12 protein-coding genes are annotated in these 14417 nt (G+C 62.1%); 3 read left to right on the top strand and 9 right to left on the bottom strand.

Annotated elements, in window-relative coordinates; all coding sequences use genetic code 11:
* The first annotated feature begins 85 nt into the window (after window positions 1-85).
* Window positions 86-1753, top strand: a complete 1668-nt coding sequence (gene ettA / locus GT753_RS14945) for an energy-dependent translational throttle protein EttA (protein WP_015376600.1) — start codon at window positions 86-88, stop codon at window positions 1751-1753.
* A gap of 30 nt (window positions 1754-1783) precedes the next feature.
* On the opposite strand, the gene GT753_RS14940 is transcribed toward ettA, so the two are convergent.
* The gene (locus GT753_RS14940; protein ID WP_015376599.1) at window positions 1784-2695 is read right to left on the bottom strand and encodes a LysR family transcriptional regulator; all 912 of its coding nucleotides are present in this window, start codon (window positions 2693-2695) and stop codon (window positions 1784-1786) included.
* 97 nt (window positions 2696-2792) lie between these two features.
* Here GT753_RS14940 and GT753_RS14935 point away from each other — a divergent pair, with 97 nt between their 5' ends.
* A complete protein-coding gene (locus GT753_RS14935) occupies window positions 2793-3794 on the top strand; it encodes a zinc-binding alcohol dehydrogenase family protein (protein ID WP_015376598.1) in 1002 nt (333 codons plus the stop codon).
* Between the two features lie 31 nt (window positions 3795-3825).
* Here GT753_RS14935 and GT753_RS14930 read toward each other — a convergent pair whose 3' ends face one another.
* The 4 genes from GT753_RS14930 to serB all read right to left on the bottom strand — a co-directional run bounded on the left by GT753_RS14930 (window position 3826) and on the right by serB (window position 9108).
* Window positions 3826-5259 carry a glycosyltransferase family 39 protein gene (locus tag GT753_RS14930; protein ID WP_015376597.1) on the bottom strand — a complete coding sequence of 478 codons (1434 nt, stop codon included), beginning with the start codon at window positions 5257-5259 and terminating at the stop codon, window positions 3826-3828.
* 133 nt (window positions 5260-5392) lie between these two features.
* Complete coding sequence (nadR, locus tag GT753_RS14925; RefSeq protein ID WP_015376596.1) at window positions 5393-6667, bottom strand: multifunctional transcriptional regulator/nicotinamide-nucleotide adenylyltransferase/ribosylnicotinamide kinase NadR; 1275 nt, start codon at window positions 6665-6667, stop codon at window positions 5393-5395.
* Between the two features lie 58 nt (window positions 6668-6725).
* Window positions 6726-8111 carry a DNA repair protein RadA gene (gene radA, locus GT753_RS14920; RefSeq protein ID WP_015376595.1) on the bottom strand — a complete coding sequence of 462 codons (1386 nt, stop codon included), beginning with the start codon at window positions 8109-8111 and terminating at the stop codon, window positions 6726-6728.
* Between the two features lie 19 nt (window positions 8112-8130).
* On the bottom strand, window positions 8131-9108 hold the full coding sequence (serB, locus tag GT753_RS14915) for a phosphoserine phosphatase (RefSeq protein ID WP_004933052.1): 978 nt from the start codon (window positions 9106-9108) through the stop codon (window positions 8131-8133).
* A gap of 110 nt (window positions 9109-9218) precedes the next feature.
* On the opposite strand from serB, the gene GT753_RS14910 reads away from it, so the two are divergent.
* On the top strand, window positions 9219-9902 hold the full coding sequence (locus GT753_RS14910; protein ID WP_004933054.1) for a YtjB family periplasmic protein: 684 nt from the start codon (window positions 9219-9221) through the stop codon (window positions 9900-9902).
* A 169-nt stretch (window positions 9903-10071) separates the two neighbouring features.
* On the opposite strand, the gene deoD is transcribed toward GT753_RS14910, so the two are convergent.
* The 4 genes from deoD to deoC all read right to left on the bottom strand — a co-directional run bounded on the left by deoD (window position 10072) and on the right by deoC (window position 14362).
* Complete coding sequence (gene deoD, locus GT753_RS14905; protein WP_004933059.1) at window positions 10072-10803, bottom strand: purine-nucleoside phosphorylase; 732 nt, start codon at window positions 10801-10803, stop codon at window positions 10072-10074.
* 96 nt (window positions 10804-10899) lie between these two features.
* A complete protein-coding gene (gene deoB / locus GT753_RS14900) occupies window positions 10900-12123 on the bottom strand; it encodes a phosphopentomutase (RefSeq protein ID WP_015376593.1) in 1224 nt (407 codons plus the stop codon).
* A gap of 70 nt (window positions 12124-12193) precedes the next feature.
* Entirely contained in the window at window positions 12194-13516 is a 1323-nt protein-coding gene (deoA, locus tag GT753_RS14895; RefSeq protein ID WP_076740926.1) for a thymidine phosphorylase, read from the bottom strand.
* A gap of 66 nt (window positions 13517-13582) precedes the next feature.
* Window positions 13583-14362: a deoxyribose-phosphate aldolase gene (gene deoC / locus GT753_RS14890; RefSeq protein ID WP_021505383.1), complete on the bottom strand. Its 780-nt coding sequence runs from the start codon at window positions 14360-14362 to the stop codon at window positions 13583-13585.
* Window positions 14363-14417 lie beyond the last annotated feature (55 nt).

Here is a 14417-nt window from a genome sequence, read left to right as displayed (position 1 = left end):
GATGTCTGGGATCCGAGATCGAAACGGGCTACACTCATGCCGCCAGACATCCTATAAATACTGATATAGAGAGGCTTAGAGCAACGTGGCTCAATACGTCTATACCATGCACCGCGTCGGCAAGGTGGTACCGCCGAAGCGTCATATTTTGAAAAACATCTCCCTGAGCTTCTTCCCTGGGGCCAAAATCGGCGTGCTGGGCCTGAACGGCGCCGGTAAGTCCACCCTGCTGCGCATCATGGCCGGCATCGATACCGATATCGAAGGGGAAGCGCGCCCGCAGCCGGGCATCAAGATCGGTTACCTGCCGCAGGAGCCGCAGCTTAACCTCGAACACACCGTGCGTGAGTCGGTGGAAGAAGCGCTGGCGGAAGTGGTCGGCGCGCTGAAGCGCCTGGACGAAGTGTACGCGCTGTACGCGGAAGAAGGCGCAGACTTCGACAAGCTGGCCGCCGAACAGGGCCGCCTGGAAGAGATCATTCAGGCGCACGACGGTCACAACCTCAACGCCCAGCTGGAACGCGCCGCCGATGCGCTGCGCCTGCCGGACTGGGACGCCAAAATCGCCCACCTGTCCGGCGGTGAACGCCGCCGCGTGGCGCTGTGCCGCCTGCTGCTGGAAAAGCCGGACATGCTGCTGCTGGACGAACCGACCAACCACCTGGACGCCGAGTCCGTGGCCTGGCTGGAACGCTTCCTGCACGACTTCGAAGGCACCGTGGTAGCGATCACCCACGACCGTTACTTCCTGGATAACGTGGCCGGCTGGATCCTCGAACTTGACCGCGGCGAAGGCATTCCATGGGAAGGCAACTACTCCTCCTGGCTGGAGCAGAAAGACGCGCGTCTGGCACAGGAAGCGTCCGCCGAAGCCGCTCGTCGCAAGTCGATCGAGAAAGAGCTGGAGTGGGTGCGTCAGGGCGCCAAAGGCCGTCAGTCCAAAGGCAAGGCCCGCCTGGCCCGCTTTGAAGAGCTGAACAACACCGAATACCAGAAACGTAACGAAACCAACGAGCTGTTCATTCCGCCTGGCGCACGCCTGGGCGATAAAGTGGTCGAAGTCAGCAACCTGCGTAAGTCCTATGGCGACCGCCTGCTGATCGACGACCTGTCGTTCTCGGTGCCGAAAGGCGCGATCGTCGGCATCATCGGCCCGAACGGCGCGGGTAAATCCACGCTGTTCCGCATGATGTCCGGCCAGGAGCAGCCTGATTCCGGCAGCATCGTGCTGGGCGATACCGTCAAGCTGGCGTCCGTCGATCAGTTCCGCGACAACATGGACGGTTCGAAAACCGTGTGGGAAGAAGTCTCCGGCGGGCAGGACATCATGCGCATCGGCAACACCGAGATGCCAAGCCGCGCCTATGTCGGCCGCTTCAACTTCAAGGGCGTCGATCAGGGCAAACGCGTGGGCGAGCTGTCCGGCGGTGAGCGTGGCCGTCTGCATCTGGCCAAGCTGCTGCAGGTTGGCGGCAACGTACTGCTGCTCGATGAACCGACCAACGACCTGGATATCGAAACCCTGCGCGCGCTGGAAAACGCCCTGCTGGAATTCCCTGGCTGCGCCATGGTGATCTCGCACGACCGTTGGTTCCTCGACCGTATCGCTACCCACATCCTGGACTACCAGGACGAGGGCAAGGTGGAATTCTTCGAAGGCAACTTCACCGAGTACGAAGAGTACAAGAAGCGTACGCTGGGCGCCGATGCGCTCGAGCCGCACCGCATCAAGTACAAGAAGATCGCCAAGTAATACGAAAGGCGCCGCATGCGGCGCCTTTTTTTACTCCCGCGCCAGCTCGCGCGCGTAGTCGTCGAACGCCGGATGCTGCAGCACCACATCGATGAAGCAGGCCAACGCCGCGGAATTCAGCTTGCGGCTCGGGTAGACCAGATATAGCTCATTCCCTTCTGCGCGCCACGCCGGCAGCACCTCCACCAGCAGTTTCTGCGCCACCACCTCGCGGCTGAGAAACGCCGGCAGCAGCGTGATCCCCGCGCCGGCGATGGCGCATTCGCGCGCATACAGCAGGTTGTCGGTGGTGTGCGCCAGCGGCAGCTGCCAACGGTAGTAGTCATCGCCGCAGCGCAGGTTCCAGGCCGTCCAGGCGCGGTGGGCGATACAGCGATGCTGCTGCAGCTGCTGCGGATGTTCGATCGGCGGGTGCTGCGCCAAATAGGACGGTGCGGCCAACAGATAGCGCGGCGCATACCCGAGACGGCGGCCGATCAGCGAAGAATCCTGCGGCTTGCCGGTGCGCAGCGCGGCGTCGAAACCTTCCTGCACCAGATCCACCATCGCGTCGGACACCGACACCTCCAGCGAAACGTCCGGGTACTGGCGCTGAAAATCCGCTGCCAGCCGCGCCACCAGGGTCGCCCCCAGCCCGGCGGGCGTCGAGATGCGCAGGCGGCCGCTCGGGTTATCGCGCAGCCGCTGCAATGCCAGATCGGCACGTTCGGCAGCAGACATCATGACCTGACAATGTTCCAGATAACGCTCACCGGCGAAGGTCAGGTTCAGCTGGCGCGTGGTGCGATTGAGCAGCCGTAGCCCCAGCGTCTGCTCGAGCTGGCTGATGCGCTGGCTGACGCTGGATTTCGGCAACCCAACGCGCTGCGCGGCGGCGGTAAAACTGCCGCACTCCGCCACCAGCGCGAACAACGCCATGTCCTGCAGTTGTTTGAATTCCATTGTTCACCTTAAACGAACACTCCGTTAGATATTGTCCATCTTATCACCCCACTGTCGCGGGTCTACACTGGGGGCATCATTTGAAAGGAGTACAATCATGTCGATAAAAGCCATTGCCGTAGACCCGCAGAACCCCGTCGATTTCATCGAAATCTCACCGGAGATGCCGGTGCCCGGCCAGTACGATCTGCTGGTGGAAGTGAAAGCGGCGTCGGTCAACCCGGTGGACACCAAAGTGCACGCCGGTCTGCAGAAAAACGGCCTGCAGCAGCCGCGCATTCTCGGCTGGGACGCCAGCGGCGTCGTGGTGGACGTGGGCAACGGCGTCAGCGGCTTCAAGCCCGGCGATGAAGTGTGGTACGCCGGCGACATCACCCGCCCCGGCAGCAACAGCAGTCACCAACTGATCGACTCACGCATCGCCGCGCACAAGCCGCGCAGCCTGAACTGGGCCGAGTCCGCCGCCATGCCGCTCACCGCCCTCACCGCCTGGGAGGCGCTGTTCGAACACCTGAACATTCAGGACGCGCCGGAGCACAAGACGCTGCTGATCATCGGCGGCGCCGGCGGGGTCGGTTCGCTGGCCATTCCGCTGGCCGCGCTGCGCAGCAAGGTGAAAGTGATCGCCACCGCATCAAGACCGGAATCCGCCGCCTGGTGCCTTGAGCGCGGCGCCGATCTGGTGGTGGACTACCGCGATCTGAAGGGCAACCTGGCGCAGCAGGGCATCGAGCAGGTGGATTACATCCTGTGTCTGAACGATACCGACGGCCACTGGCCGGCGATGGCCGAACTGATCGCGCCGCTCGGCCATATCTGCACCATCGTCGAAAACGCGCAGCCGCTGGACCAAAACGCGCTGAAGCTGAAAAGCGCCGCGCTGCACTGGGAATTCATGTTCACCCGCAGCATGTTCACCACCCCGGACATCGCGCAGCAGGGCAAGATCCTGCAGCAGGTGGCGCAGCTGCTGGACGAGGGCAAGCTGAGCACCACACTGAGCGAAACCCTGCACGGGCTGTCGGTAGACACGCTGACCGCCGCGCATCAACAGCTGCTCGGCGGCCATATGCAAGGCAAGCTGGTTATCGCTTACTGAGCCTGAATCGCGGCGGCGCAGCGCGCCGCCGTTACTGCGGACGAACGAAACCGACGCACAGCGTCTGCTCGTCGCTATGCGGATCGGCGCGGAACGTCAGCGTCTGCTGCCAATCGAGGCGCATCTTCGGCCAGTGGGCCAACTCGCCGCCGAAGTCGCTGCGCGCGCAGTCCTCACCCAACCGCCCGAACAGGGCAACGCCGTGCTGCGCAATCTGCGGATAGCTGATGTTGACGTTGTAGATATTCGGCCGCGTATGATTGGACCAACGCGTAATGGTTCGCGGCCGGGAACCGGCGTACACCGTCATCCACTGCGACAGGTATTCGCCGCCGACGTAGCGCAGTTCAACGCCATACCGCTCCTGCCACTGCCGCTCCACCTCGGCGCTGAACGCCTTGATACCCACCATTTTCTGACCGGCGTTGCGCACGTTGCCCAGCATCACCGCGGCATACCCCAGGTAGACCGCCAGCGCCGCGCACATCAGACCAATGGTCGCCGCGCGCAGCGAACGCACCGGCGGCTGGCGCACGCAACCGACCAACAGCGCAGGTGCCAGCATGAAGAACGGCTGCAGCCATTCGGTCAGCCGGCCGCCGACGTTGAAAGAGAACCAGAAGGTAATGATGCCGAGCGGCAACAGGTAGACCCACAGCAACACCCGCATCGGCAACGCCGATGGCCAGGCCAGCACCGCCCCGCTGCGCCGCAGGATCCCCCACAGCACCAGCGACGGATAGAACACCAGCAGCAGCGACTGCAGCATGTCGAGATTGAGCTGCATCTTGATCTGCGAATCCACCCACTTGAAGGCGGCGAAATCGTGGTTCCACAACCAGAACACGTTCGGCAACACCAGCGCCAACCAGATCGCCACCGCCAGATAGAACTGCGGCTGGCGATAACAGCGGCGGATCTGCGGTACGAACAGCGTCGACAGCGCGGCGAAATAGACGAAGGCGAAGGTCGAGTACTTCGCCATCATCGCCAAACCGGCCGTCAGCGCGAAGGCCGGCCACCAGTTGGCCGAACGCGATATAGCCAGGTGGAAAAACAGCGCCATCCACGGCCACAGCATCACCAACAGGTAATTGTCGTTGTAGGGAATGATGTCGAAATTGATGATGCCGGACAGGTTGAGCGTCAACAGCGCCATCCAGGCCAGCGAGGTGCTGCCGCTCAGCCGGCGCGCCAACAGCCAGACGCCCAACATGCCGATGGCGATGGCGATGAAGTGCCCGCCATACCAGTACAGGTTCAGCGGCAGCCACGAGAACCCGATCGCCGGCTGCATCGCCGCCCCGACCAGCCACGGGTTTTTCGGTGAGCCCCATTCGCCGTTGAGGCCCCAGTTGAGCGCCTCGACGGCGTCGTAAGGCAGGGTAGGATCGAGATGAACAGTCAGCAGCGTCCAGGCTGCGGCATAGCAGACCAACCAAAGAGCGAGCAAGCGATAAGACATGTCTTCTTCTAAGCGTTATTGTAAAGAAAAGCTTAACGTAGTCGCTGTCGAATGAACCATGTTTAAACAAGCCGTTAAATGTGCGCCCGGGCGGCCGTTTCTGCCGCGCGATCGCACATTACGCTAATTTTGCTCAGCCTGCGGCGTGATGCTGGGCGGGCGCGTTCGCCAACCGGCCGGCGTCCGCCGCCAGCAGCTGTTGCACCAGCTCGACGCAGCGCAGGAAGCGCTCTTCGTAATCGCTGGACTCAACGTGCACATACTCGATATTGTTGGCGCGCAGCATCTCCTCCAGCAGGCGCTGGAACGCCAGCCGATCGGCGGTACTGCCGAGGCTGCGCAGGCCGTCCGCCACCCACGGCGTGTTGTTTTCCAGCAGGATCACCAGATCGAAACGGTATTCGTCGATCAGCGCCTGCACGAAGGGGTGTTCACGCCCCTCGTACTTTTTGCAAAACGCCTGGGTGGTGACGAAATCGGTATCGATAAATGCCACCTTGTTGGCGTACTTGACCGCGAAATCCACGTATTGCGCCTGCCCGAGGGCAATTTTGTCGTAGTCGGAGTACTGCAGCGCCATCTCGTCGCCGCCCAGGTGCGAGAACACGTAATCGCGGCCATATTCCCAGGCGCTGGTGGTGTTGAAGATGTTGGCCAGCTTGTTGACCAGCGTCGATTTGCCGCTCGACTCGCCGCCGAGGATCGCCACGGTGCGCACGAAGAACGGCTTCACCTCGGTCGGGATGTAATCCCAGTAGCGGAACGGATCCTGGCGGATCTGATTGCCGCTGATGTTCATGAACGAACGCTCGGGGTCGACCAGAATGGTTTCGATGCCCAGATGCTCGCGGTAACGCGGCGCATCCTGCGCTTCGCTGGAATAGATAAAGCTCGGCACGATGCCTTTCTGTTCCATAAAGGCCTTCATGCCGTCGCTCCACACGTTCCAGCCGTGCGGGTAGGGCTCGATGCCCTGCTCGTCGAACGAGTGGATATGGATGTTTTTCTGGTACTTGAAGGTCTGCAGCAGCCAGCGCAGGCGATCGCTGACCGTCGGCTGTTGCGACATCGAACTGTTCTCGAACAGTTCGCGGTCGCGCGGCTCGTCGTGGCACAAAATGACGTGCAGCTCATCCACCTGGCTGCAGGCGCGCTGGATCAGGTAGATATGGCCGGTGTGCAGCGGGTAAAATTTACCAAACACCACGCCGACTTTAACCTCTTTACGCGGGAACTCCAGCCCGAGAAAACGGTGCAACGCTTCGAGCTTTTGCGCGCTCGGGCTTTTGATCTTGTCGTTCAACAGCTGGCTCAGATAGCCCTTGGTCATGCCGCTGGCATCCGCCACCTGCTGCAACGTGCAGCCTTTTTGCTTGATGGACGTCTTCAGGTAATCAAATTGCGGCATGGCCACCTCCGTTTAGTATGCTAAACAAAATAGCATATCTTGCTCGCCGTCGGCGACATTAATAAAACTCTTCCAGCACGTCCAGCGCGTCCGCCAGCTTCTTGACCCCGAACACCTGCATGTTGGCCGGCGGCTTCTTCGGCATATTGCCGTGCGGCACGATGGCGCGCTTGAAGCCGTGCTTGGCCGCTTCGGCGATCCGCTCCTGGCCGCTCGGCACCGGGCGAATTTCCCCCGCCAGCCCCACTTCGCCGAACACCACCAGATCGTTCGGCAGAGGCCGATCGCGCAGGCTCGAGACCAGCGACATCAGCAACGCCAGATCGGCGCTGGTCTCACTGACTTTCACCCCGCCGACCACGTTGACGAACACGTCCTGATCCGACATCTGCAGCCCGCCGTGCCGGTGCAGCACCGCCAGCAGGATCGCCAACCGGTTCTGCTCCAGGCCCACCGCCACGCGGCGCGGGTTGGACATCATCGAGTGATCCACCAGCGCCTGGATCTCCACCAGCAGCGGCCTGGTGCCTTCCCACACCACCATCACCGAGCTGCCGGAGGTGACTTCATCGCCGCGGCTGAGGAAGATCGCCGACGGGTTGCTGACTTCGCGCAGCCCCTGTTCGGTCATGGCGAACACCCCCAGCTCGTTGACCGCGCCGAAGCGGTTCTTGTGGCTGCGCAGGGTACGGAAGCGGGAATCGGCGTCGCCGTCCAGCAGCACCGAACAGTCGATACAGTGTTCCAGCACTTTTGGCCCGGCCAGCGAGCCGTCTTTGGTGACGTGGCCGACCATCACGATCGCCACGCCGCGCGTCTTGGCGAAGCGCGTCAGGTAGGCGGCGGTTTCCCGCACCTGCGCCACGCTGCCCGGCGAAGACTGAATGTCCGCCATGTGCATCACCTGAATCGAGTCGATCACCATCAGCTTCGGCTGTTCCTGCTCAGCGATCAGACAGATCTGCTCGATGCTGGTTTCCGACAGCATGTTCAGGCCGCCGGTCGGCAGCCCCAGACGGTGAGCGCGCATCGCCACCTGCTGCAGCGACTCCTCACCGGTGACGTACAGGGTTTTCATCTGTTCAGACAGCTTGCACAACACCTGCAGCAACAGGGTGCTCTTGCCGGCGCCGGGGTTGCCGCCGATCAGAATCGCACTGCCGGGCACCACGCCGCCGCCCAGCACGCGGTCGAACTCGAGAAAGCCGGTGGTGAAGCGCGGCAGCGCCTCCAGGCTGATTTCCGACAGCTTCTGCACCTTGCTGACGCCGGCGTCGCCGGCATAGCCGCTGAGGCGATCGTTGCGCGCCGCTGCGGGCGACGCGGCCAAACGCACTTCCGTGATGGTGTTCCAGGCATGACAGGCGCTGCACTGCCCCTGCCAACGCGGATAGTCCGCCCCGCACTCATTGCACACAAATGCCCGTTTTGCCGCTTTTGCCACGTCTTACCTCAATCTTTCGTTATCGCACTTCGTGTTTCAGGCTGCCGGTGAGAATACACAGCACGCCCATCAGATCCGCATGCCGGATCGATACCTGCGCTTTTTCATACACTTTCGGCTTGGCGTGGTAGGCGATGCCCAGCCCCGCCGCCTGCATCATTTTCAAATCGTTGGCGCCGTCGCCGATGGCCACGGTTTGCGCCAGCGGGATCTCCAGCTTCTCCGCCAGCCGCAGCAGCGTGTCGGCTTTGAACTGCGCGTCCACCACCGGCCCCAGCACTTCGCCGGTCAGCTTGCCGTCGCGGATCTCCAGCTCATTGGCCGCCGCCGCCACCAGCCGCAGCCGGTTGCGCAGGTATTCGGCGTAGTAGGTGAAGCCGCCGGAGGCGATCGCCACATGCCAGCCCATCGCCTGCAGCTTGCCCACCAGGCTGGTCAGCCCCGGCATCAACGGCAGCTCGTCGCGCACCTGCTTGAGGATGTTGGCATCGGCCCCTTTCAGCGTGCCGACGCGCTGGCGCAGGCTGGCGGTAAAGTCCAGCTCGCCGCGCATCGCGCGTTCGGTGACTTCCGCCACCTGCTCGCCGACGCCCGCCAATTTGGCGATCTCGTCGATGCATTCGATCTCGATCGCCGTCGAATCCATGTCCATCACCAGCAGCCCCGGCGTGCGCAGGTGCGGGATCTTGCCGAGCGGCGCCACGTCCAGCCCGCTCTCCGCCGCCAACAGCTTGGCGCGCGGCGTCAAGGTGCCCGCCAGGCGCACCACCTGATAGTCGTCCACGCCCCAGGCGGTGACGATCACCATCGCCGCGCCCAGCTTGCGTTGGAATTGGGTAATGCGCGCCTTGTCCAGCTTCCTGCCGTATAACAGCCACCCGGTATTGCCCGCCCGATAGTCCAGCGGCATCACTTCGTCGCCGCTGAGCGAAAGGGGAAGACCCGGCCATTGAGAGATCTCCGCCGGAAGATCGCAATAGGTCAGACTGTTTGACATCATTGACTCCTGAATGGACAAAAACGCTGCATGATAAAACGACGCATCAAGCTATCCTATCGCCAGCGGTTCTGGCAACATAAAGTGTCCCCGATGCCCAAGGAACCTGCATGGCTCGCGCTAAACTGAAATTTCGCCTGCACCGCACCGCTATTATCCTGATTTGCCTGGCTTTGCTGGTGCTGCTGATGCAGGGCGCCTCTTATTTTAGCCTGAGTCACCAAATGGCGCGATCCGAGCAGGTGGAAGAGCTGGCGCAGACGCTGACCAAACAGGTCGCCTACAGCCTGGCGCCGCTGCTGGACGACGACGGCAACAACCCGCGCATCGACGCCATCCTCAAGCAGCTCACCGATCACAGCCGCATTCTCGACGTCAGCGTGTATCAGTTGGACGGCACGCTGGTCTCCCACGCCGGGGAGCAGATAAGTATACGCGATCGCCTGTCGCTCGACGGCAAACGCGCCGGCAGCTACTTCAACCACCAATTGGTCGAATCCATTCAGGGCAAAGACGGCCCGATCGGCTTTATCCGCATCACCCTCGACACCCACGTGCTGGCGACCGAATCCAAACAGGTGGACAACACCACCAACCTGCTGCGCCTGATGATCCTGCTGGCGCTGGCGATCGGCATCATTCTGGCGCGCACCCTGCTGCAGCACCGCCGCAGCCGCTGGCAGCAGTCGCCCTACCTGTTGACCGCCAACACGCCACTGGAAGAAGGCAATACGGTGGAAGACGACGAAGAGGATGCGCCGGAGACAAAGCAGGAAGCGCCGAAGAAGGAGTAACTCAGGCCAGGCGTTGAATGCGTCCGTGCCGTTTTCTTGTCCTTTCGGTGAATAGATTGTCCGTAACAACGGGATCCACATCCAATTGAAAGGTAGAGCGTTAGCCAAAAACGGCCATGCGGAGTGAATAGATTGACGGGCGGGCGCCATGGCGACGCCCGCCGCGGTATTACGCTTTGTCGCCCAGCAGCACGGATTCCAGCGCGATAACGATCATTTCGTTAAAGGTGGTCTGGCGTTCCGCCGCCGTGGTCGCTTCGTGACGCAGGATGTGGTCGGACACGGTGCAGATGGTCAGCGCCTTGCAGCCGAACTCTTCGTACAGCTCCGCCGCCACGCCGTAGATGCCGGCCGCTTCCATTTCCACGCCCAGGATGCCGTACTTCTTCATCACCTGGAACATGTCCGGATCCGGGGTGTAGAACAGATCGGCGGAGAAGATGTTGCCCACGCGCGCCGGGATGCCCTGCGCCGCCGCCGCATCGACCGCGTTGCGCACCATGTCGAAGTCGGCGATCGCCGCGTAGTCGTTGTCCTTGAAGCGCAGACGGTTAACCTTGGAGTCGGTGCACGCGCCCATGCCGATCACCACGTCGCGCAGTTTGATATCGTCACGCACCGCGCCGCAGGAACCCACGCGAATGATCTTCTTCACGCCGAATTCGGCGATCAGCTCGCGCGCATAGATGGAGCAGGACGGGATGCCCATGCCGTGGCCCATTACGGAGATGCGGCGGCCTTTGTAGGTGCCGGTGAAGCCCAACATGCCGCGCACGTTGTTCACTTCCACCGCGCCTTCCAGGAAGGTTTCGGCGATGTATTTTGCGCGCAGCGGATCGCCCGGCATCAGTACTACGTCAGCGAAATCACCCATCTCAGCATTAATGTGCGGCGTAGCCATAATTCTCTTCCTTTAAATCGTATTAAATAGCGTTAAACGTATAAGCCGTGGTATGTCAGGCGGCGGCCAACTGCGCCACCGCCTTAAACTCACGAATTAAAACAGGGTTTTACCGTAATCCATCGGCGACAGGCCAAAATAATTGGCGACGGTCTGGCCGATGTCGGCGAAGGTCTCACGGTGGCCCAGCGAGCCCGGTTTCACTTTCGGGCCGTAGACCAGCACCGGGATGTGCTCACGGGTGTGGTCGGTGCCCGGCCAGGTCGGGTCGCAGCCGTGGTCGGCGGTGAAGATGATGATGTCTTCGTCTTTCACCAGCTTCAGCAGCTCCGGCAGGCGGCGGTCGAACAGCTCCAGCGCGGCGGCGTAGCCCGCCACGTCGCGGCGGTGGCCGTAAGAGGAGTCGAAGTCCACGAAGTTGGTGAACACGATGGTGTTGTCGCCGGCCTTTTCCATTTCAATCAGGGTCGCGTCGAACAGCGCGTCGATGCCGGTCGCTTTCACCTTCTTGGTGATGCCGACGTTGGCATAGATGTCGGCGATTTTACCGATCGACACCACTTCACCGCCCTTCTCGTCCACCAGCTTTTTCAGCACGGTCGGCGCCGGCGGCTCTACCGCCAGATCGTGGCGGTTGCCGGTGCGCTGGAAGTGGCCCGGCTTGTCGCCGACGAACGGACGCGCGATCACGCGGCCGATGTTGTAACCGCCTTCGGTTAGCTCTTCACGCGCGATTTCGCACAGCTCGTACAGGCGATCCAGGCCGAAGGTTTCTTCATGGCAGGCGATCTGGAACACCGAGTCGGCGGAGGTGTAGAAAATCGGCTTGCCGGTTTTCATGTGCTCTTCACCCAGCTGATCGAGGATCACGGTGCCGGATGAGTGACAGTTGCCCAGGTAGCCCGGCAGGTTGGCGCGCTCCACCAGCTTATCCAGCAGCGCCTGCGGGAAGCTGTTGTGCTCGTCCTTGAAATAGCCCCAGTCGAACAGTACCGGCACGCCGGCGATTTCCCAGTGGCCCGACGGCGTGTCTTTACCGGAAGAGAGCTCGCTGGCGTATGCGTAAGCGCCGATGATGTCGGCATTGCGATCCAGCCCCTGCGGGAAATTGCCGGTGGACTCTTCCGCCGCTTTGCCGAGCCCCAGGCGGCTCAGGTTAGGCAGCGTCAGCGGACCCTGGCGGCCCACGTTGGCTTCACCGCGCGCGCAAACCTCGGCGATGTGGCCCAGAGTGTCGGAACCCCGGTCGCCAAAACGATCGGCGTCTTCGCTGGCGCCGATGCCGAAGGAGTCCAATACCATAATAAATGTGCGTTTCATCTGTGCTCTCCTGCGTGTTCTCACGCTTTGGACGGCCGCGAAAAAGCCGCGGCCGTTCCTGATTCTTGGGTTATTCCGTGACGCGCTTATACACTACCGGCGTCGCTTCCGGCGCCTTGTCACTCAGCGTCATTGCGCTACGCACCGCATCGGCCGCCTGCTGCCAGCTCTCTTCATCGTTGGCGTGGATCATCGCCAGCGGCTGCTGGGCATCCACCTTATCACCCAGGCGCGCCACCTCGGTCAGACCGACGCTGTAATCGATGGCGTCGCTCGCCCGGCGGCGGCCGCCGCCCAGCGAAACCACCGCCATGCCCAGCGCGCGGGTATCCATGGCGCTGATGATGCCCGGATTTTCAGCATACACCGGCTTGCTCAGCGTTGCCGCCGGCAGATAGCTATCATAACGTTCGACGAAGTCTATCGGCCCTTGCTGCGCCGCCACCATGCGGCCAAACACTTCCGCCGCCTTGCCGTTGTCCAGCACCGCCTGCAGTTTGGCACGCGCATCGGCCTCGTCATTCGCCAGGCCGCCGGACAGCAGCATCTCCACGCACAGCGCCAGCGTCACTTCCAGCAGGCGCGGGTTGCGGTATTCACCGGTCAGGAAACGCACCGCTTCGCGCACTTCCACCGCATTGCCGGCGCTGGAGGCCAGCACCTGGTTCATGTCGGTCAGCAGCGCGGTGGTCTTGCAGCCCGCGCCGTTGGCCACGCCGACGATCGCCTGCGCCAAATCTTGCGACAGGGCATAGGTCGGCATAAAGGCGCCGGAACCGACCTTCACGTCCATCACCAGCGCATCCAGCCCTTCCGCCAGTTTCTTGGCCAGAATGGAGGCAGTGATCAGCGGGATAGAATCCACTGTAGCGGTGATGTCGCGGGTGGCGTAAAAACGTTTGTCCGCCGGCGCCAGCGAGCTGGTCTGGCCGATGATCGCCACGCCGACGTCCTGAATGATTTTACGGAAGGCGTTATCGTCCGGGAAAATATTGAAGCCCGGAATGGCTTCCAGTTTGTCCAGCGTGCCGCCGGTATGACCCAGGCCGCGGCCGGAGATCATCGGCACATAGCCGCCGCAGGCCGCCACCATCGGGCCGAGCATCAGCGAGGTCACGTCGCCCACGCCGCCGGTCGAATGCTTGTCGACGATCGGGCCGTTCAGCGCCAAACTCTTCCAGTCCAGCACGGTGCCGGAATCGCGCATCGCCATGGTGAGCGCCACGCGCTCCGGCATGCTCATGCCATGGAAATAAATGGTCATCGCCAGCGCGGCGATCTGCCCTTCCGACACCACATTGTCGCGAATACCGTTGATGAAAAAGCGGATTTCCGCTTCGCTTAACGGCTGGCCGTCGCGTTTCTTACGAATAATTTCTTGAGCCAGGAACAAGGCATCCCCCTGTGTCGCTGAGAGTCGGTGCAGACGGGCGCGCCTGGCGCCCGCCAACGAAATCGATCAGTAGCCGCCGCCGGCGGTCTGAGTCTGGTGGCCCAGCGTGGTCAGCAAGCTGGCCAGCAGGCTGGAAGCGCCAAAGCGGAAATGCCGCGCATCGGCCCACCCCTCGCCCAGAATACGATCGGCAAGTTGCAGATAATGCAGCGCGTCTTCCGCGGTGCGCACGCCGCCGGCCGGCTTGAAGCCCACCGTCTTCGCCACGCCCAGATCGCGGATCACCGACATCATCAGCTCGGCGCTCTCCAGGGTGGCGTTGACCGGCACCTTGCCGGTGGAGGTCTTGATAAAGTCAGCCCCGGCCTTGATGGCGATCTCGGACGCCTTGCGGATCAAATCGGCCTGTTTCAGCTCACCGGTTTCGATGATCACTTTCAACAGCACGTTGGCCGCCTGGCAAGCCTGCTTGCACTGTTTCACCAGCTCGAAGCCGACCTGTTCGTTGCCGGCGATCAGCGCACGGTATGGGAACACCACGTCCACTTCATCCGCGCCATAGGCGATCGCCGCGCGAGTTTCCGCCAGCGCGATGTCGATATCGTCATTGCCATGCGGGAAGTTGGTCACGGTGGCGATGCGGATGTCCGGCGTGCCTTGCTCGCGCAGCGCCTTACGCGCCACCGGGATAAAACGCGGGTAAATGCAGATGGCCGCCGTGTGGCCGGCCGGGCTGTTGGCCTGACGACAGAGCGCGATCACTTTCTCGTCGGTGTCATCATCATTCAGCGTGGTTAAATCCATCAAGTTCAGCGCACGTTGCGCTGCTGCGGTTAATTCGGTCATAAAACTCTCCAACTGAGTACCTGGGTGTTGGCGAGCGGACTTGGTTCCATGAAGA

It is taken from the genome of Serratia sp. Z4, assembly GCF_009900725.1.
Lineage (GTDB): Bacteria > Pseudomonadota > Gammaproteobacteria > Enterobacterales > Enterobacteriaceae > Serratia > Serratia nematodiphila.
Note: the sequence above shows the minus strand (reverse complement) of the source record. Positions and strands in the feature narration are given on the sequence as shown.